Annotated in this window: 18 protein-coding genes; 10 read left to right on the forward strand and 8 right to left on the reverse strand. The window is 46.9% G+C overall.

Annotated features, from left to right (window positions below):
- Window positions 1-84 precede the first annotated feature (84 nt).
- Window positions 85-891, forward strand: a complete 807-nt coding sequence (locus tag BM058_RS05140; RefSeq protein ID WP_090925962.1) for a uroporphyrinogen-III synthase — start codon at window positions 85-87, stop codon at window positions 889-891.
- Here BM058_RS05140 and mobA read toward each other — a convergent pair.
- Genes mobA through modA form a run of 3 tightly spaced genes read right to left on the reverse strand, consistent with a single transcriptional unit; the run spans window position 882 to window position 2,932 of the window.
- A complete protein-coding gene (gene mobA / locus BM058_RS05145; RefSeq protein ID WP_090925963.1) occupies window positions 882-1,460 on the reverse strand; it encodes a molybdenum cofactor guanylyltransferase in 579 nt (192 codons plus the stop codon). The two genes, BM058_RS05140 and mobA, sit on opposite strands and share 10 nt — an antisense overlap.
- A 12-nt stretch (window positions 1,461-1,472) precedes the next feature.
- Window positions 1,473-2,135: a molybdate ABC transporter permease subunit gene (modB, locus tag BM058_RS05150; protein WP_090925964.1), complete on the reverse strand. Its 663-nt coding sequence runs from the start codon at window positions 2,133-2,135 to the stop codon at window positions 1,473-1,475.
- Complete coding sequence (modA, locus tag BM058_RS05155) at window positions 2,135-2,932, reverse strand: molybdate ABC transporter substrate-binding protein (RefSeq protein ID WP_177195441.1); 798 nt, start codon at window positions 2,930-2,932, stop codon at window positions 2,135-2,137. Before modA ends, modB begins: the two co-directional genes overlap by 1 nt.
- A gap of 209 nt (window positions 2,933-3,141) precedes the next feature.
- On the opposite strand from modA, the gene BM058_RS05160 reads away from it, so the two are divergent.
- The 5 genes from BM058_RS05160 to BM058_RS05180 all read left to right on the forward strand — a co-directional run bounded on the left by BM058_RS05160 (window position 3,142) and on the right by BM058_RS05180 (window position 8,208).
- On the forward strand, window positions 3,142-6,453 hold the full coding sequence (locus BM058_RS05160; RefSeq protein ID WP_090925966.1) for an ATP-binding protein: 3,312 nt from the start codon (window positions 3,142-3,144) through the stop codon (window positions 6,451-6,453).
- Window positions 6,454-6,472: 19 nt separating this feature from the next.
- Entirely contained in the window at window positions 6,473-7,171 is a 699-nt protein-coding gene (locus BM058_RS05165; protein WP_090925967.1) for a response regulator transcription factor, read from the forward strand.
- Between the two features lie 130 nt (window positions 7,172-7,301).
- Window positions 7,302-7,448 (forward strand): anti-repressor SinI family protein, encoded by a 147-nt coding sequence (locus BM058_RS05170; protein ID WP_090925968.1) that lies wholly within the window; start codon window positions 7,302-7,304, stop codon window positions 7,446-7,448.
- Window positions 7,449-7,608: 160 nt separating this feature from the next.
- Window positions 7,609-7,968 (forward strand): hypothetical protein, encoded by a 360-nt coding sequence (locus tag BM058_RS05175; protein WP_090925969.1) that lies wholly within the window; start codon window positions 7,609-7,611, stop codon window positions 7,966-7,968.
- Between the two features lie 45 nt (window positions 7,969-8,013).
- Entirely contained in the window at window positions 8,014-8,208 is a 195-nt protein-coding gene (locus BM058_RS05180) for a hypothetical protein (protein WP_090925970.1), read from the forward strand.
- Between the two features lie 52 nt (window positions 8,209-8,260).
- On the opposite strand, the gene BM058_RS05185 is transcribed toward BM058_RS05180, so the two are convergent.
- From BM058_RS05185 to BM058_RS05195, 3 genes are all read right to left on the reverse strand, one after another.
- Window positions 8,261-8,767: a cupin domain-containing protein gene (locus BM058_RS05185; protein ID WP_090925971.1), complete on the reverse strand. Its 507-nt coding sequence runs from the start codon at window positions 8,765-8,767 to the stop codon at window positions 8,261-8,263.
- 66 nt (window positions 8,768-8,833) lie between these two features.
- Window positions 8,834-9,124 (reverse strand): hypothetical protein, encoded by a 291-nt coding sequence (locus tag BM058_RS05190; RefSeq protein WP_090926098.1) that lies wholly within the window; start codon window positions 9,122-9,124, stop codon window positions 8,834-8,836.
- Window positions 9,125-9,230: 106 nt separating this feature from the next.
- The gene (locus BM058_RS05195) at window positions 9,231-9,491 is read right to left on the reverse strand and encodes an HPr family phosphocarrier protein (protein ID WP_090925972.1); all 261 of its coding nucleotides are present in this window, start codon (window positions 9,489-9,491) and stop codon (window positions 9,231-9,233) included.
- A gap of 401 nt (window positions 9,492-9,892) precedes the next feature.
- Between BM058_RS05195 and BM058_RS05200 the strand changes: the two genes are divergently transcribed.
- The 3 genes from BM058_RS05200 to BM058_RS05210 all read left to right on the forward strand — a co-directional run bounded on the left by BM058_RS05200 (window position 9,893) and on the right by BM058_RS05210 (window position 12,805).
- Window positions 9,893-10,837, forward strand: a complete 945-nt coding sequence (locus tag BM058_RS05200) for a 5'-3' exonuclease (RefSeq protein WP_090925973.1) — start codon at window positions 9,893-9,895, stop codon at window positions 10,835-10,837.
- Complete coding sequence (locus tag BM058_RS05205) at window positions 10,788-11,639, forward strand: CvfB family protein (RefSeq protein WP_090925974.1); 852 nt, start codon at window positions 10,788-10,790, stop codon at window positions 11,637-11,639. Before BM058_RS05200 ends, BM058_RS05205 begins: the two co-directional genes overlap by 50 nt.
- Before the next feature lie 71 nt (window positions 11,640-11,710).
- A complete protein-coding gene (locus tag BM058_RS05210) occupies window positions 11,711-12,805 on the forward strand; it encodes an NAD(P)/FAD-dependent oxidoreductase (protein ID WP_090925975.1) in 1,095 nt (364 codons plus the stop codon).
- Between the two features lie 65 nt (window positions 12,806-12,870).
- Here the strand turns inward: BM058_RS05210 and BM058_RS05215 are convergent, their stop codons facing one another.
- On the reverse strand, window positions 12,871-14,433 hold the full coding sequence (locus BM058_RS05215; RefSeq protein WP_090925976.1) for an FAD-dependent oxidoreductase: 1,563 nt from the start codon (window positions 14,431-14,433) through the stop codon (window positions 12,871-12,873).
- Between the two features lie 74 nt (window positions 14,434-14,507).
- The gene (locus BM058_RS05220; protein ID WP_090925977.1) at window positions 14,508-15,257 is read right to left on the reverse strand and encodes a sulfite exporter TauE/SafE family protein; all 750 of its coding nucleotides are present in this window, start codon (window positions 15,255-15,257) and stop codon (window positions 14,508-14,510) included.
- Window positions 15,258-15,445: 188 nt separating this feature from the next.
- Between BM058_RS05220 and BM058_RS05225 the strand changes: the two genes are divergently transcribed.
- Window positions 15,446-17,497 (forward strand): catalase, encoded by a 2,052-nt coding sequence (locus BM058_RS05225; RefSeq protein WP_090925978.1) that lies wholly within the window; start codon window positions 15,446-15,448, stop codon window positions 17,495-17,497.
- Window positions 17,498-17,569 lie beyond the last annotated feature (72 nt).

A 17,569-nucleotide genomic window follows, 5' to 3' on the forward strand; every position in this document is an offset into this window, starting at 1 on the left:
TGGTACAATAGAAACCAAAACCACCAAGCGTCCTGATAGTTATTTATCGTGACGTTTCCAACGTTTGATCGAGGAGGAGATACCATGGCGGAAAAACTGAAAGGCAGAAAAATCATGCTCGCCGCTTCCAGAAAAACAGAAGAAATGACGGCATTGATTGAAAAGCAGGGGGGAGAAGCAGTCGTCTGCCCGTTACAGGGAACAACATCTCCAGCAGAAGACGAAGTCAAGCCGGTGCTGCAGGAAGTAATCGAGAAAAAACCAGATTGGTTCATTTTCATGACTGGTATGGGAACCGATAGTCTGTTCGAATTCGCAGAGAAAGCGGGGGAGAGGGAGGCACTTGTTATCTCTGTAAAAAGAGCAAACGTTGCCGCAAGAGGATATAAAACAACTTCCGCCCTGAAACAGATACAGCTTGTCCCGGACGCACGGGATGATGATGGCACGATTGACGGACTGATCCGGGCGCTTGAACCAATGGATTTCCACGGTAAAACAGCCGCGGTTCAACTTCACGGCATCGCGTCGCCAAAACTGAATGCGTTTCTTTATGATAAAGGAGCAGCGGAGATCGTGGAATTATATCCATATAAATATTCCGCCCCGGAAGAAGCTGTCCTTGAGCCGGCACTCACCAGCATTTTGGCAGGATCTTATGATGCAGTTTGTTTTACGACACAGATGCAGGTGCACTCTCTGTTCCGCTACGCCAAACAGCAGTATAAAGAAAAGGAGCTCGCCGGGATGCTGATGAGCACTACCGCTGCAACAGCTGTTGGAAAAGTGACGGCAGAAGCGTTAAGAGAAGAAGGAGTGACAAGAATTGTGGCGCCTGAAAATGAACGAATGGGAGCAATGATCATGGAACTCGGCTCGTTCTATTCCTGAGAAGGGTTCCAGTCCGTTTTTCTGTTAATATTAATAAACACAGGTTCTGTGTCAGAAAAAGAAAGATAGAATGGACGGATCTGCTCAAGAAGCGGCAGCATGCTTCGCTCTCCTTCCTGCAGCACACACTCGGCCTGTGCATATACACTACGATGGTAAATACCGTGGACAGGGTGGATGCGTCCGCCCGATACAGGGATGAGGGCATTATAGTCCGGAATCCTGCGGGAAGCATGGCCAAGCATGTGCCTCACAAATCCGGTATGAACCCAGGGAACATCGGCGGGAAGCATAAAGATGGATTCAAACGCAGGAAGCATCTCTATCGAGCTGTACAGACCGTACAACGGTCCTTGATATTCCTCCTTTTCAACGAGAATGCGCGCTGCGGGTTCACGGAATTGGGAGGAAAGTATCCTGTTTGTCAATAGATACGCCGTAAGGTCCGCCGACAAAAAGGAATGCAGACTCCGTTCATACAAGTGCTGCCCTTGAAACGTCTCAAAGATCTTCTGCGTGCCGTAACGAGATGATTTCCCGCCGCACAATACCACACCAGCTGTTTTCATGAAGCTCCCTCCTTAGATGCTCCATTTCCTCAGTACAAACAACAGAGAAAAAGATAGAACCACCACCGACGCCACCCAGGCCCATGCCAGCGCCATTTGATTTGATTCCATTGCTGTAAACACGGCAATCGGTACGGTCCGGGTGACGCCGGGAAGGTTCCCGGCAAACATAAATGTCGCCCCGAATTCACCAAGCGCTCTCGTGAAACTGAGAATAACGCCGGAGAGAACCGCCCGGAAACTGAGTGGCAGAGATATATATAGAAATACCTTCCATTCATTGGCACCGTCGGTCCGTGCGGCATGTTCAATATTTTCATCGACCTGCTGAAGACCGGTTTTTACCGATTGATACATAAATGGAAAAGCTACCACAGCTGCTGCCAGTACCGCAGCCCACCACGTAAACATCAGGGACTGATTAAACAGCGTTTCAAAGATACGTCCGACCACATGCTGGTTTCCAAAAATAATGATAAGCAGAAACCCTGTTACTGTAGGGGGAAGGACCGTTGGCAGCAAAAAAATAGTTTCGAAAAACGTTTTTCCAAAAAATGTTCTGCCTTTCATGAGACCAGCTGCAGCAATGCCTCCAAGCAGCACAACGACCAGAGCAGCTGCTGCGGTTTGAACGGAAAGAAGTACGGGGTCCCAAAAAGAAATCGTATACAGCATTATTTAATCGTCTCCGTTTCAAACCCGTACTCCGAAACAATGTCCGGTATTTTATCACTGGTCAGAAAAGCAAGCAGTTCCTGCGACTCTTTTTTATGTTTTGTTCCTGTTACAATGCCTGCCGGATAAATAATCGGCGTGACAGCGCCCTCTTTTATTTCTTTCACTACCTGTACATTACCGGACACCAGGGCATCGGTTTTATAAACAAAACCGGCATCTACATTTCCATTTTCCACGTAGGTTAAAACTTGACGGACATTTTTTGCCCGCACAAGCTGGTTTTCGATCTCGTTCCATATTCCGTAATACTCGAGTGCCTCTTTAGCATAAGCACCAGCTGGAACACTTTCCGGAACACCGGCAGCCGTTTTCAACCCGACGGTCGTCAGATCCTCGACACGGGTAATAGATGAAGAAACCTCTGCCGGGGTGATGAGTACCAGCCGGTTTTTCATTATCTTTTGTGTATCTGCTTTTCTCATCCGTTCTTTTTGAATCAGCTCCTTGACGTGATCTTCAGAAGCCGATATAAACACATCGACAGGTGCTCCGCGCGCAATCTGCTGTTTCAGCGAGCCTGACGATCCAAAGTGAAAGGTAAGTTCTACATCGGGATGCTCTTTCTCAAACGTCTCTCTTATGTCTCTCATAACATCCTGAAGACTGCTTGCTGCTGCCACCACTAATTCCGTCTGATCATGACCTTGTGCCGGTTCCCCGGCCCGGCAGGCAGAAAGCATCAGCAGGATCCCCGGCAGAAACAGAGCATTCCTTAACAATCGTCTCCCAGCCAATAGCGGACCTTCTTTCCTCCGGATTTTTCTAAACGTTGCTCTACATCTAATCATATCTATCACCATGTTTCAACCCCCCAGCCCCGTTGAAAAGGCTTTACTGAACAAAAAAATCACAAATAGTGTGAGTATTTCTCAAATTTATCTACATTTTAGTCCGGGGATTTAGTATGATTTGAATATACATCGCAGGGAGGAGGGGAAGTAAAATGGCAAAAAAGTCTGTCATCATTATTTCTATCTTCCTTTTCAGTCTGCTTTGGACAGGCAGGATCGCAGCATCAGTTGAGCTGGAAGAGGGGAAACACCGCTACGAAATCCCGGAGAATATGGAAGTTCTCGAAGACGAGGACGGAGAGTGGACGGTGGAAGACGTCACCTCACCACCGGTTGCAAAGAGGTTTAAAAACAATTCGGCAGCCATACCAAACTACGGTTACACCGATTCAAATTACTGGGTTCGTTATGAGGTGTACAATACGTCCACGAAAACAGACTGGGTACTGGAAATCGCCTATCCTCCGCACGATTCCATCTCCCTGTACCAATCAGAAGGACGGGATTTCAAACTGATTGAAAAGGCAGGCGACCTTCATCCATTCCATGACCGTACCCGCAGCCACCGCAATTTTGCGTTTGATCTATCGGTTCCTTCCGGTTCCAGTGCCGTCTACTACCTGAAATTTGATACTCAAGGAGCAATGCAGCTTCCCATTACATTGTGGGAAAAGGACGCTTTCAGCGAGAAGAGCCAGATGGAATACCTGATTCTCGGGTTATATTACGGACTGGCCTTCGTCATGATTTTATATAACTTATTTTTATATTTTTCCCTTCGCTTTCACAGTTATTTATGGTATGTCCTGTTTATTTTAAGTCTTGTTTTTACTCATTTGACGCTGAACGGCACCGCCTATCAGTTTCTGTGGCCGGAAAGCAGCTGGTGGAACAACCGGGCCATCGTTTTTTTTATGGGAGCGTCGCAGGCGTTTGCTCTCCTGTTTGCTAAAAGCTTTCTCCATGTAAAAGGATCAATGCCCCGCCTCAACACACTGCTGTCGGTCACAGCTGTATCTCAGTTTATGATTCTCGGCCTGTTAATGATAAGTTATACGGCAGCGTTGAACCTCGTCATTTTCTCTGCGGTGCTGCTTGTGATTATCGTACTGACTACCACAGGATTACGCTGGAAGGACGGGTACCGTCCCGCCCGCTTCTTTTTTATCGGATGGGTCATTTTTTTGACAGGGGTGCTGACCTCTTCGCTTGCTGATGCCGGTCTGATACCCGTGACCTTTTATACGAAATATGCGTCCCAGATCGGAGCGGCGCTCGAAGTTGTGCTGTTCTCCCTTGCACTTGCCGATAAGTTCAATACGCTCCGCACGGAAAAAGAGAAGGCTGAACGAGAAGCCAGAGAAAGCCGGGAACAAGCTGTGGAACAGTTAAAAAAAGCGAATAAGCTGAAAGACGAATTTCTGGCTAATACGTCCCACGAGCTGCGAACCCCTCTGCACGGTATAATAGGAATTGCTGAATCGATTTACGAGGGGGCCGCCGATACTTCCACCACCGGACTGCAGCAGCATGTATCCATGATTATCCGAAGCGGGAGACGCTTGTCCAGTCTCGTTGACGATCTGCTGGATATGAGCAGGCTGCGGCATAAAGAAATGGAGATTCACCGCACGCCGGTTTCGTTATATGATACCGTACAAGTAGTACTTTCCATATCCGAACCTCTTCTGCAGGGAAAGCGCGTCTTTGTTATTCATCGTATTCCGGAACGTCTCCCACTCGTTTCTGCCGATGAGAACCGTCTGCAGCAGATTCTTCATAACATCATCGGCAATGCCGTGAAATTTACGGAACAAGGCACAATCACCATCAGTGCAGTAAGAAGCGGCAGCGAAATCAAGTTAACCGTTCAGGATACCGGAATCGGTATGACAAAAGAAGAGACATCTAATGTGTTTCAGGAATTCGAACAAGGGGCTTCAACCCGGGAACAATATCCCGGAGGCACCGGCCTGGGGCTTAGTATTACAAAAAAGCTGGTGGAACTGCACGACGGTTCGATCCATCTGGATTCAGAGAAAAACACAGGGACAACCGTTACGGTTTTTCTCCCGGTATCCCGTGAATCCGGATCCACATGCACTGTCCGTAAAACTCCTGCGCTGCTTGTGGGAGATACCGGCGCAGCCTCTTTTACAATGACACATTCTGTTTCACTGGAAAAGGGCCGCATTCTCATTGCCGATGATGAACCTGTTAACCTTCAAGTCCTTTGGAATCAGCTCACCTCAGACGGTTATCAGGTAACAGCAGTGAGCAACGGGCGGGAGGTCATGGAAATAATGGAAGTAGACAGCCGTTATGATTTACTTATTCTAGATGTCATGATGCCGGAACTATCCGGACTTGAAGTCACCCGCCGGCTGCGTGAACGTTTCACCCTGACTGAAATGCCGATTCTCATTCTTACTGCCCGCAACCAAATGGAGCATCTTGTCGCAACGTTTGCCGCGGGTGCCAATGATTATCTGGCCAAGCCGTATAATAAAGAAGAATTAGCGGCCAGAGCGGAAACACTGGTCGTTCTATCCCGGGTAATGAAAGAAGTGAAAGAGAAACAGGATTCTCTCAAACAGGTGAATGAAGAATTGGCTGTTCTGAATCTGGAACTGGAAGATCGTGTGAAACGAAGAACTGTCGAGCTGGAACATAAAACGGATGAACTACTGCGTATGGAACAGTCACGCCGCCATCTCTTAACCAATATTTCACATGAACTCGGAACACCGATGACGTCACTGCAGGGATATGTCAAAGCGATGATGGACGGGGTTATTGCTGCAGGGGACTTCCACTATTTACAGCTTATATATAAGAAAACCTTATTTCTTGACCGTTTAATTCAGGATTTATATGATTTATCAAAGCTGGAAGCCAGACAGGTCCGCTTTCACTGGGAATGGATCAGCATCCCGATATTTACGTCCAGGTTTTTATCAACATTCAAAGAAGAAGTGGAATCGCGCAGGTTGAGCTTTTCGCTCGAAGACAAAACGGATATTTTTAATAATAAGGAATACCTTTTCACTGACCTGGATCGTCTTGAACAGGTGATGCTCAATCTTATCCAAAACGCCGGTAACTATACAAACGAAGGGGATTCCGTTCACATTGAAATCATGCCATCGGTCTGTTTTATCAGCGGAAGTAGTGATACAAAACGGAGTCGGACTGGAGTGGAAAACCGGCACATTATCATTGGAATCCATGACAGTGGGAGCGGTATTGCACCGGAATCGCTTCCTTATATCTTTGAACGTTTTTTCCGCGGCGGATCGACCGGAAATAAAAGCAGTGAAAGCTCCGGCACCGGCCTTGGTCTAGCTATCTCCAAAGAAATCATCGAGTATCATAATGGAATGATCTGGGCCCGGAGCAGGGGTGGGGAAGGTAGTTCCTTTTTCTTCATGCTCCCTCTGTACCCCGGTCCGATGACAACATAAGCAAAGGATGGATAACGAGATGGAGAGGAAAAAGATACTGATTGTAGAAGACGAAGAGGATATCCGCAATTTAATAACACTGTATCTGGAAAGCCGGTATCAAATAATCAGCACTTCCAACGGCAGCGACGTTCTTTTGCTGCAAAAGGACCACCGTCCGGACCTGATCCTCCTGGATGTCATGCTTCCCGGCAAAAGCGGCATGGAAATCTGTGAAGAAATACGGGAACAGGATAAGGAAACGCCGATATTGTTTTTAAGTGCGAAACGGGAATTTGAAGATAAAATACAGGGCCTTGAAACCGGAGCCGATGATTACATTACCAAACCTTTTGATCCCGGAGAGTTAATGGCAAGAGTACAGGCCCATCTTCGCAGAAATGACATCAATAATCAGCAGGGCAGCCAGCCGGATAACATACTGAGCGCAGGGAATCTGGAAATTGATCTGGACAGTTTCACACTGAAACGCAAGGGAGAAGTCCTCCACCTTTTCGCAAAAGAAATGCAGCTTTTGCTTGTGCTCGCCCGGCACCCGAACCAGGTGTTCAGCATTGAACAATTGTATGACAACGTGTGGGGCGCCGACCGTTTCGGTGATTTAAAAACAGTCTCCGTCCATATAAGCAGGTTAAGAAAAAAAATTGAAGAAGATCCGTCCCGCCCCTTATATATTAAAACGGTCCGGGGATTTGGATACAAGTTCCATAAACCGTGAAGAAAATTTAAAATTTTTATTGCTGTTTTACCCCATTTTAACCTGTTTTCTTTATTATTAGAATGAGAGAAAAGAGAGCTTCGTGAAAAAAGCAGCAGGATAGAATTCAATCATTCGGAGGAGAATAGAAATGAGTCAATCACATTATCATACTCCTTTAGACAGGGAATGGGTGGAATTAATGAAAATGGCAAGAGACGCCGGTATTACGAAAGAAGAAGTACAGGACTTCCTGCAAAAACAAGGTGTCTCCCGGAAGACATCCACCGTCCGGTAACATAGCTTCCTGTTATTTTTCAGAACCCTTAAAGCTGCTGCATCAAGGGGTTTCTTGATGTCCGGGGAACGCTGGACGGGCCTGTCCCAGGCGTTATTTTTTTTGATTAATACAAAAGAGATCAGGGTATATTCCCTGTAATGAAAGGAGGAGTTCTCTCATGGCTGCAAGCATGCAGGCTTATTTTTTCACAGAGAATGACGCCGAAGATGTCCGGATGAAGCTGCAGAAATTAAAAGTTCAGCAAGTGAAGGTGGATGAAATCCCCGGGGATACGGATTATAATCTGCTCATTCCACTTCAGAGCGGAAGTACCGGTTCCGGGGGTCGAAGTATCATTCCGGGAGCTGTACCATTTAAAGAAGGCGGGGATGAAGAAACCGACCCCTCATCCGTCAGCGGGAAGTTGAACTATATCGTTGAATTTGAGGTGGATGACAGTGAAGTCGAAGACGCTTTGGCTCTCATTCAGGAAAACAACGGTTACATGGACAAAAACACAATGCCGGGCGCTGAATGATGTTTCAGCGCTTCTTTTTATTTACATTTGAACAGGAAGTAAAGAGTGATAAATGTGGAAAAGCAGAAGTTTACGCTGACAACAAAAGAGTGGAACGACTCCCTTGGGGGAGAAGAAAGGACCTTGCTGCAGGAGATAGGAAGAATTCCAAGCGAAAGCGGCAGCGAAAAGAGAATCCAGCTGTTTCTGGCAGATTACCTGGAAAACAAGCTTGGAATGGAGATGGCTGGGTCGATTTAAATACCGTGAAAGAAGTAAGAAAGAGAGCGGTAAATAACTTCCGCTCTCCTTTCTATTCTTCATGCCATATCTCCAGTAAAGGACCTTCTGTCCCAAATACAGGATCCTGATCAGGAAGCGTCACTTCTTCGATATCCTTCAGGACACCGGGGCGCTCTTCCGGTTCTCCGGTTTTCAGGTTGTAATCCATGCCGAATGGATAAGCTCCGACCATTTCAAACTCAAAACTCGAACTCATTTCTTTGTGCCCGGTTCCGGCCGGCAGAACAATTACATCTCCTTTTTCAAGATCAAATGTTGTTCCATCTCTGCCGCCAATTTTAATGGAAACTTGTCCGTTCAGTACACCAAGAACTTCATGGGCATTGCTGTGATAGTGGTGATAGTCAAATACGCCGCCGACCCAGCTGTTGGTCCAATTATGGCGTTCAAACGCGGGGCGGATGTCATTTGGGTCTTGAGCGAACACACCGGAATATAGAATGACGGGAAGGTTCTCATTGTTGGGGATTTCACCGTCATCTTTAAACCGCATCGGTGTTACTTTTTGGTGTTTCATCGTCTGCTCTCTCCTTTGGAAATAGTTTTTAGGGACTATTTCCTTTTTCTCCGTGCATCAAACGGATTATTTCTTCGTGTAACGGGATGCCGTGTGAGCAAGATCATCATTTCCATACAAAGAAAGCACACCAAATAAGGTATCGTCAGCAATTGTTTCGGATTCTTCTTTTGGAACGGTTAATTCCAATGCCTCTTTTAAGAGGGGATTATCTTTCTGCTTTGGATACGTCTTTGTATAGAGTTCAAAAGCATCGAGATCCTTATTGACACACCACTGGGCAAAGACAAGAATCATCATTTTTTCGTCCTGTTTGTAACTTTCTATTATCTGCTCTTCCATATCTTCACGTTTCATGATTTGACTCCTTTTTCTCCAGCATAACAGCTGCAGTCCTGTACCGCCAGCATCGATGAACAGCAACAAAAAAAGCAGCGCGGCCGCTGCTTTTTCTCTGTCGATCCTACACATGAGTGAATAAATGTTTGATGTCCTGCACGGCCTGTCTGGAATCGTGTCCAATGGCGCGGAGTGTCACATTCTCGGAAGGTCTCAAAAAAGAGGATAACCCTAAAATGCTTTTGCCGTTTACCGTTTTGCTCTCCGACTCCAGGACAATGTAACTTTCGTATCGATTGGCCCGTCTGGCTACCATTTTTAAGTTGTCGAAATACGTCTTTTCCTCCAGCTGGATGGTGGCCGTGGATTCCAGTTTATTGCTCATCGTATCACCCTTCTTTTGTATAATTTTTCAGGAAGGTCGATCCTTCCGTTTTGCAGGAAAATACCACCAAATACCGCAGGAAACGTTTCGACAATTACATAGTGATCCCCCCTTTATCTGCAGGCATACGACACACGATATGCTCCATGTTCGGCATGTAGAATCAAAAAGGAGAAGCATCCTTTTGCTGCTGTTATTATATAACAGCGTTTGTTCTTTATCTGCTCTGTTGTCACATAATCTTCTATAAAAAATGCGCAACTGTACGTTTTCTTTCGTGCAGACGTCCCTTTGAAGAGGTTATGTGACAAAAGTAAAACAGAAATAAACGAGAGCCGCTGCATTCATTTGGCGGAAGACTTTTTTTCTATGCTATGATCAAGAGGATGGGAGAGGAGAAAATGAAAAATAACCACGTTCTGTTTATAGACGGCATGGCTCTTTTGTTCCGAGGTTTTTACGCCACGTCGGTGTATGGAAATTATATGTATAACAACGAGAATGTACCGACTAATGCCGTTTTCGGCATGCTGAAACATTTCCTGAAAGCGGTGGATACGTTCCGGCCCAGTCATATCATCTGCTGCTGGGATATGGGGAGTACGACGTTTCGAACCTCCATGTATCCCGAATATAAGGCGAACCGTTCCAATCCGCCGGAAGAACTTATTCCACAATTTGATATGGCAAAACAGGCGATGTCCGCTTTTGATGTTCCAAACATCGGAGTTCATTCGTTTGAAGCCGATGACTGTATCGGGACGCTTGTCAAACAGGCTGCTCCTTCGTCTAAGGTTACCGTTCTAACAGGCGATCAGGATCTACTGCAGCTTATCGGCCCTTCTATCGATATTGCCGTTATGAAAAAAGGACAGGGACATTATGCCATGTTCAATGAGAACAATATGATGGAACAAAAAGGCTGCCACCCTGAACGTATCATTGAGATGAAAGCACTGATGGGAGATACTGCCGATAATTACCCGGGTGTGAAAGGAATCGGCGAAAAAACGGCTCTGAAACTTCTGAACGAATATGGTACACTTGATGCCCTGCTCGAACAGATGGATGAACTGCCTCAAGGAATCAGAAACAAAGTAGAAACTCATCTGGACATGCTTCACCTTTCGAGAGAACTGGCCTCGATTCGTACGGATGCTCCGGTGGAATACAAAGAAAATGAAGCCCTCTGGACGGCAGAAAAGGATCAGGCTGTTGCCATTTTAACAAGACTGGGAATAAACCTATCCGTGGATGCTGCCTTTCAGAAGGACGAAGAAAGCAGGTTGAATATTGATGAAACATGGAACCATCGCAAAAGCTTACGTAAACAGAAAACAACATAACGGGTACCTTGTGGAATTGGAGGGAACCACGCTTGAACTTCCCGCTGCGCAAGCGGTGCGCAGTCTTTCTGTTGGAGAACATACAGACATTTTTATTTATACCGATAAAAAAGGGCAGCCGGCAGCCACCATGAACCTCCCGGAGGTCACTGCGGACACGTATGGTTGGGCTGCAGCGGCCGAGGTGGTGCCGGAGCTGGGAGTATTTATAAACTTAAATCTCCCTCATGATATTCTTGTGCCAAAAGATGATCTTCCCTTCATGAAGAATGTATGGCCGGAGCCCGGGGATCAGCTGTATGTCATACTGAGCACGGATAAGCAGGGAAGGCTCCTGGCCAGAACCGCAGGAGAAGAAACAATGCTCGAAACAGCCGTCCCGGCGCCGGCATCTCTTATCCATCATAACCTTACCGGATGGGTGTATCGTGCGGGCAAAGCAGGTTCTTTCATCCGCACCGAAAACGGACACCGTGCGTTTCTCCATCCAAGCCAGCGGATAAAAGAACCAAGAATGGGGGAACGGGTGGACGTCCGGGTCGTTGACGTAAAAGAGGATGGAACCATTAATGTGTCCATGTTTCCTTCTGCAGCAGAAAGCATGGACAAAGATGCCCATGCCATTATGCTGTATTTATCCAGAAACCGGGGAGAGATATCTTTCAGTGATAAAAGCAGTCCAGAAGATATACAAAACACGTTTCACATCAGCAAAGCGGCGTTTAAACGCGCCCTCGGGCAGCTGATGAAAAAAGATTTGATTGAACAAACCGATCGGGGCACCATCCGAACCAAAGAATGAAGCTCCGGCGTATTTCATAAAATTCCCCACGTATCAAATACTGACTACAAAGAGTATTTGGAGGGATACGTATGAGGATTGCTATTATGGGCGCGGGGCTGTCCGGTTTATCCTGTGCCCTCATGCTGGAGAAACACGGCATCAGCGCCGATATTTTTGAAAAACGAAGCCGTGTTGGTGACCGATTCGTAAACGGAGAAGCATTTATGTCTTTTCTGACAAAACCGATTGATGACGTTGTCCGGTATTTATCTGAAGAATTTCATCTGTATGTGAAGCCGGCTTCGGCTATAAGTTGTTTAACTTTTTATTCCGGGAGACAGAAGGCTGTGATTGAAGCGCACAGCGGATTTATTACGCTGCGCGGCAGACACCGGCATGCTCTTGAACAGCAGCTTGCAGAACAGGTGAGCTCCCCGGTGCATTATCACTCCGAGCGAACGTATGAATCACTGCAGCAGGACTATACCCACGTCATTCTCGCTACAGGAGATGCTTCCTATGCAGCGAACCTCCGTAATTTCCAGGAGTATTTGTCGGTATCTTTAAAAGGAGCCATCATAGAGGGGAATTTTGAACGGGACCACGTTCGGATCTGGCTTGATAACAATATAGCACCGCAGGGATATGCTTATCTTCTGCCGATTTCGTCAACAAAGGCCAATCTTGTCATGGCTTATCCGGATACCTCTGCCGGATCGAAAGAACAGACAGAAAAACGGTGGCAGCTGCTTCTGGAAGCTGCCTCACAAGCATTGCAGCAATCCCTGCCCATTAACGACCAATTTCAGATTAAAAACTACAAAATAGGGATGTGCTGCTCACCACGAATTGGCAATACGTTTTTTACCGGTAACTGCTTTGGTTCCATTATGCCGTTTTTAGGTTTCGGACAGCTTGAATCCATTCTCACCGGTATATACGCGGCCTTCGATTTATGTGGATACGGAAGATATGAGGAGTTCACGAAGCCGTTACGGAAAAGTTTTCACGACTCTATGGTCCTCCGGCAGGGGATGGAGACATTAAATAACGACGGCTTCAGTTTTATCGTGAAACAATTGAATACCAGCGTAGGAAAACGGCTGTTCTCCTCCAACGTCAATGTTATGCGGGCTGGAAGTATGCTGCTTCGTCCATTCACCGGTGAACGAATGCGCAGGTGAACCTGCATTTCCTGCTCTGCATACATCAAATAAGGCACCTCGAAACCAAGGTGCCGTCATACAGGTTAATACCCGGAATTCTCACTGGTCAAATTGTCGAGCATCGTATGAGGATGCTTTTGCAGCGGTTTTTCAGCAGGGCCCTCGATAACTTCGCCGGTGCAGGAAAAACGCGAGCCGTGACAGGGACAGTCCCACGTGCGGTCCCCGTGGTTCCATTCTACTTCACAACCCATGTGCGTACACGTTGTATCCACGATGAAAAGCTCCCCATCTTTATCTTTGTAGGCCCCTTTACGCTGCCCGTCTGCCATAAATACGGCAGCATCATCCCTTTCCAGCCCCTCGATGGAAGCATGAGGCATCTCCAGTTTTCCCTTTATTAAATGTTTGGCAACGTCAACGTTTTCTTTCAGAAAGTGTTTGATACTTGGATCAGCGTAAAACCGTGCCGGAGTATACAGTTCACTGTAGGGATTTTCTTTTTTCAGCACGAGATCCCTCAGAAGAAGAGCGGCACAGGTGCTGTTGGTCATACCCCATTTGTTGAATCCGGAGGCGATGTACACATCAGGCCGGGAGGTTGTCACTTCACCAACGTAAGGAACTTTATCTATCGTCGTTAAATCCTGGGCAGACCATCGGTACAGAATTTCAGGGCGGCCGAAAAGATTGCCGGCAAACTGCTGGAGGGCCCGGTAATGATCGAGAGTGTTTCTGCCTTGGCCGCTTTTATGGTTTTCACCGCCGATCAAAACAATTTCTTTTCCGTCCATAGAGGCAGAGCGCAGCGAGCGGACAGGATCTCCGGCACTTAAATACATACCTCCGGGGTACGTTATATCGGTTTGAACAGCGAGGACGTAGGAGCGGTCCGCATGCATCCGTCCCGAATAAAAGCCTGTTCCTTCATAAAAAGGGAAGTGGGAGCAGCATACAATCGAATCAGCTGTAACCCGGCAGTCATTTTCTGTTAACACTGCTTCCTTATGCTTTTGTCGTGCAATATTGACAGCTGTCGTTTGTTCGTAAATCCGGCCGCCATGCTTCACAATCTCCTGAACAAGGTGCTCCACGTACTGCAAAGGATGAAACCGGCCCTGTCCCGGCATGGCGAGAGCACTTTGCACGTTTATGGATAACGGGATGCTGTCTTTCATTTCCGTATCGATATGAAGACTCTGACAGGCTTCGTATTCTTTTTCAAGTGTGCGTGCGTCCTGATCGGTTTCGGCATACAAGTACGCAGTCTCTGTCTGAAAATCGCAGGTGATCTGCTGCTCTTTTATATTCTGTTTGATGAATTGCAGCGCCTCGATCTGGGATTCATAATACAGCCGGGCTTTCGTTTTACCCATGTGTTGAATCAGTTCGTCATAAATCATTCCATGCTGGGCGGTAATCTTGGCCGTCGTGCGGCCGGTTGTACCATTTAATAAATAACCGGCTTCCAGTACAACAACATCCAGTCCTTCCTTTATTAATAGAGAAGCCGTAGTTAGTCCGGTTATTCCACCACCGACGACCACCACATCCGCTGCGGTATCTTCCTCCAGTTTCCCGAACGAAGGAAGATCGGTATCATCTCTCCAGTAAGACTTTGTATGTTCCGGCAGCTGTGCAGCCATGTTTCATCCCTCCAATTTCTTTACTGCATTTAGTTTGGCAGAGAGAGGAATGTTTTATGCCGGATGCCCTTATGTTAACTAATTAAAAGCCGGATACCGCCAAATACGGTCAACAGCATAATAATAACTCGAAACACCTGCTGTGGAATAAGCGGCAGAAACTTGATACCAAGGTACGTTCCGATAAGAATAGGGGGAACAAGCCAAAGGTTAAAGGTGAGCGACTCAACCGTGATCAATCCAAGAGCAGCATACATAGGAACTTTAATCAGATTCACTGATATGAAAAACCATGCACCAGTCCCGATAAATTCCTGCTTCGGCAGGGCAAGCGCCAGTAAAAATATCGCCATTACAGGGCCCGAGGCATTACCAATCATCGTCGTGAAACCAGCCAGGGTTCCCATAACCGCAACAAACCAGGTCGACTGCGGTATTTTTTCCGCCCAGGAGGTTTTCTGTCTGTCCCCGTAAAGCTGGAGACTGATTAACAATAGAATAAGAATGCCGAGTACGATTTCAATCGGACGGCTTGCCTGCACATAAAACAGCATAATAAAGCCTGCTGCAAGTCCTCCCAGCACCCACGGAAACATGAATAACAGTGTTCGCCAATTAACGCTCCGCCTGTAATACATCACCGCTATGACATCAGCGGTGATCAGCATCGGCAGCACGATGCCGAGTGATTCCCTCGCAGGGAAAATAGAGGCCATTACAGCCACGACAAAAATCCCCATCGTCGGAAGTCCCGTTTTAGAAATTCCGATAAAAATGGAACAAATAACCACAAATATGATAGCTGCTACACTCAAGTCAAACATATGTATCCTCCTTCGACCATTAATTGTACTACTGCAGCAGAGAACCGGAAAGCAAAAAGGGTGAAACAGGGAGTAAATTCGATTTGATAGCCCTTTCATTTGTTGGAATATTTAAAATCTGTTGTTTGGTATTTACCGTACGCCGGGTACATGAAAGTAGACTATATCAGCGAAGGAGGCTGCACATAATGAGCAACGATCGTAAGTCGACCAGCAACCGTAAAGATGAGCAGCTTGAACAGTACCGTACCTATGACCAGGGGAAAAAGATGACGACCAACCAGGGACAGAAGGTATCCGAAGATGAATTTTCGCTCAAAGCAGGTGAACGCGGACCAACGTTGATGGAAGACTTCCATTTCCGTGAAAAAATGACCCACTTTGATCATGAGCGGATACCGGAGCGGATTGTTCACGCGAGGGGATATGGTGCGTATGGTGATTTTCATGTGTATGATGATTCCATGAAAAAGTATACGAAGGCCGACTTTTTAACGGACCCTCAAAAAACGACGCCCGTATTCGTCCGTTTTTCTACGGTGCAGGGATCAAAAGGTTCCCCGGATACGGTCAGGGATGTGCGCGGCTTCGCGACGAAATTCTATACCGATGAAGGAAACTTTGACCTTGTCGGTAATAACATCCCGATTTTCTTCATTCAGGACGCTATGAAATTCCCCGACCTGGTTCATGCCGTAAAACCCGAACCCCATAATGAGATGCCGCAGGGAGGTTCTGCGCATGACACGTTCTGGGATTTTGTTGCGAATAATCAGGAAGCGGCACACATGTCGATGTGGGCAATGTCAGACCGCGGCATTCCGCGGAGCTTTCGCATGATGGAAGGATTCGGCGTCCACACCTTCCGCCTGGTAAACGAAAAAGGGGAAGCACATTTTGTGAAGTTCCATTGGAAACCGAAACTCGGTGTTCATTCGCTTGTATGGGATGAAGCACAAAAACTTTCCGGAAAAGATATAGACTTCCACCGCCGCGATTTATATGAAGCGATTGAAAACGGTGATTATCCGGAATGGGAACTCGGATTTCAGATCATCCGGGAAGACGAGGAATTCAACTTTGATTTTGACATTCTCGACCCAACAAAAGTGTGGCCGGAAGAAGAAGTGCCGGTGCAGATTGTCGGCAAGTTAACCTTGAATCGGAATGTAGATAACGTGTTTGCAGAAACAGAGCAGGCAGCGTTTCATCCAGGACATGTAGTCTCCGGTATTGATTTTTCGAACGATCCGCTGCTGCAGGGAAGACTTTTCTCGTATACAGATACCCAGATATCAAGACTTGGCGGACCGAACTTCCACGAACTTCCGGTCAATCGTCCGGTCTGTCCGTTTCATAACAATCAGCGGGATGCCATGCACCGTACGACGATTAATACCGGACAGGTCAGTTATCACAAAAATTCGCTTGCAGACAATACACCGGAACCGGCCAGTGAAGAAGAAGGCGGTTATGTTCATTATCAGGAGAAAGTGGAAGGGCACAAAATCCGGGCCCGGAGTGAAAGTTTCAAAGACCACTTTTCACAGGCAGCACTATTCTGGAACAGCTTGAGCGATGTAGAGAAAGAACACACGATTAACGGCTACAGTTTTGAGCTGGGTAAATGTGAAAGTCGTTCGGTACAGCAGCAGATTGTTGATATGCTGAGCAGCATTTCTCTGAATCTGGCCCAGCCGGTGGCAGAAAATCTGGGTATAGAAGTTCCGCAGGAAGGCGGATCAAACATCACAAAATCATCCCCGGCCTTGAGCCAGAAGAATACCTCGTTTAAAGCGGAAACACGGAAAGTCGGTGTTATTGTTGGTGATGGCTTTAACGGAAAAGAAGTGAACGATGTCATTGCCGGCCTGAGAAAAGAAGGACTCCATCCGGAGATTATCAGCAGTACACTCGGCACCTGTAAGGCGGTCGACGGTCCTGAACTGGAGGTGCAGCACACCTTCCTGACAGCAGATTCTCTGTTGTTTGATGCATTGTACTGCGCAGGCGGCCAAAATACAGATGAAGCGTTCCGTAAAAAAGCAAAAGACTTCATTGATGAAACATTCTTCCACTGTAAACCAATCGGTGCTACCCATGAAGGAAAAGCCTGGGTTGAGGAGCAGGGAATCGACACGGCGCCCGGGGTGATAAAAGGAGAGGACCCCGATGCCTTTACCCCGGCCTTTATTGAAGCTGTCGCCTGTCACCGTTTCTGGGACAGACAAGTCATCTAATAAAAAAATATGTAGGAACACCGCTCCTGCAGGCGGTGTTCCTTTTTATCGAAATGTGTTATCCTTCATAAA

The organism is Salibacterium qingdaonense (assembly GCF_900114715.1).
In the GTDB taxonomy this organism is placed as follows: domain Bacteria; phylum Bacillota; class Bacilli; order Bacillales; family Marinococcaceae; genus Salibacterium; species Salibacterium qingdaonense.

Coding starts and splice junctions, on each gene's coding strand:
- BM058_RS05175 (WP_090925969.1), top strand. CDS start 7,609: ATGGCTGCAAGCATGCAGGCTTATTTTTTCACAGAGAATGACGCCGAA.
- BM058_RS05205 (WP_090925974.1), top strand. CDS start 10,788: ATGAAACATGGAACCATCGCAAAAGCTTACGTAAACAGAAAACAACAT.
- mobA (WP_090925963.1), bottom strand. CDS start 1,460: ATGAAAACAGCTGGTGTGGTATTGTGCGGCGGGAAATCATCTCGTTAC.
- BM058_RS05140 (WP_090925962.1), top strand. CDS start 85: ATGGCGGAAAAACTGAAAGGCAGAAAAATCATGCTCGCCGCTTCCAGA.
- BM058_RS05200 (WP_090925973.1), top strand. CDS start 9,893: ATGAAAAATAACCACGTTCTGTTTATAGACGGCATGGCTCTTTTGTTC.
- BM058_RS05225 (WP_090925978.1), top strand. CDS start 15,446: ATGAGCAACGATCGTAAGTCGACCAGCAACCGTAAAGATGAGCAGCTT.
- BM058_RS05215 (WP_090925976.1), bottom strand. CDS start 14,433: ATGGCTGCACAGCTGCCGGAACATACAAAGTCTTACTGGAGAGATGAT.
- BM058_RS05165 (WP_090925967.1), top strand. CDS start 6,473: ATGGAGAGGAAAAAGATACTGATTGTAGAAGACGAAGAGGATATCCGC.
- BM058_RS05185 (WP_090925971.1), bottom strand. CDS start 8,767: ATGAAACACCAAAAAGTAACACCGATGCGGTTTAAAGATGACGGTGAA.
- BM058_RS05170 (WP_090925968.1), top strand. CDS start 7,302: ATGAGTCAATCACATTATCATACTCCTTTAGACAGGGAATGGGTGGAA.
- modB (WP_090925964.1), bottom strand. CDS start 2,135: ATGCTGTATACGATTTCTTTTTGGGACCCCGTACTTCTTTCCGTTCAA.
- BM058_RS05220 (WP_090925977.1), bottom strand. CDS start 15,257: ATGTTTGACTTGAGTGTAGCAGCTATCATATTTGTGGTTATTTGTTCC.
- BM058_RS05160 (WP_090925966.1), top strand. CDS start 3,142: ATGGCAAAAAAGTCTGTCATCATTATTTCTATCTTCCTTTTCAGTCTG.
- BM058_RS05195 (WP_090925972.1), bottom strand. CDS start 9,491: ATGAGCAATAAACTGGAATCCACGGCCACCATCCAGCTGGAGGAAAAG.
- BM058_RS05190 (WP_090926098.1), bottom strand. CDS start 9,124: ATGAAACGTGAAGATATGGAAGAGCAGATAATAGAAAGTTACAAACAG.
- BM058_RS05210 (WP_090925975.1), top strand. CDS start 11,711: ATGAGGATTGCTATTATGGGCGCGGGGCTGTCCGGTTTATCCTGTGCC.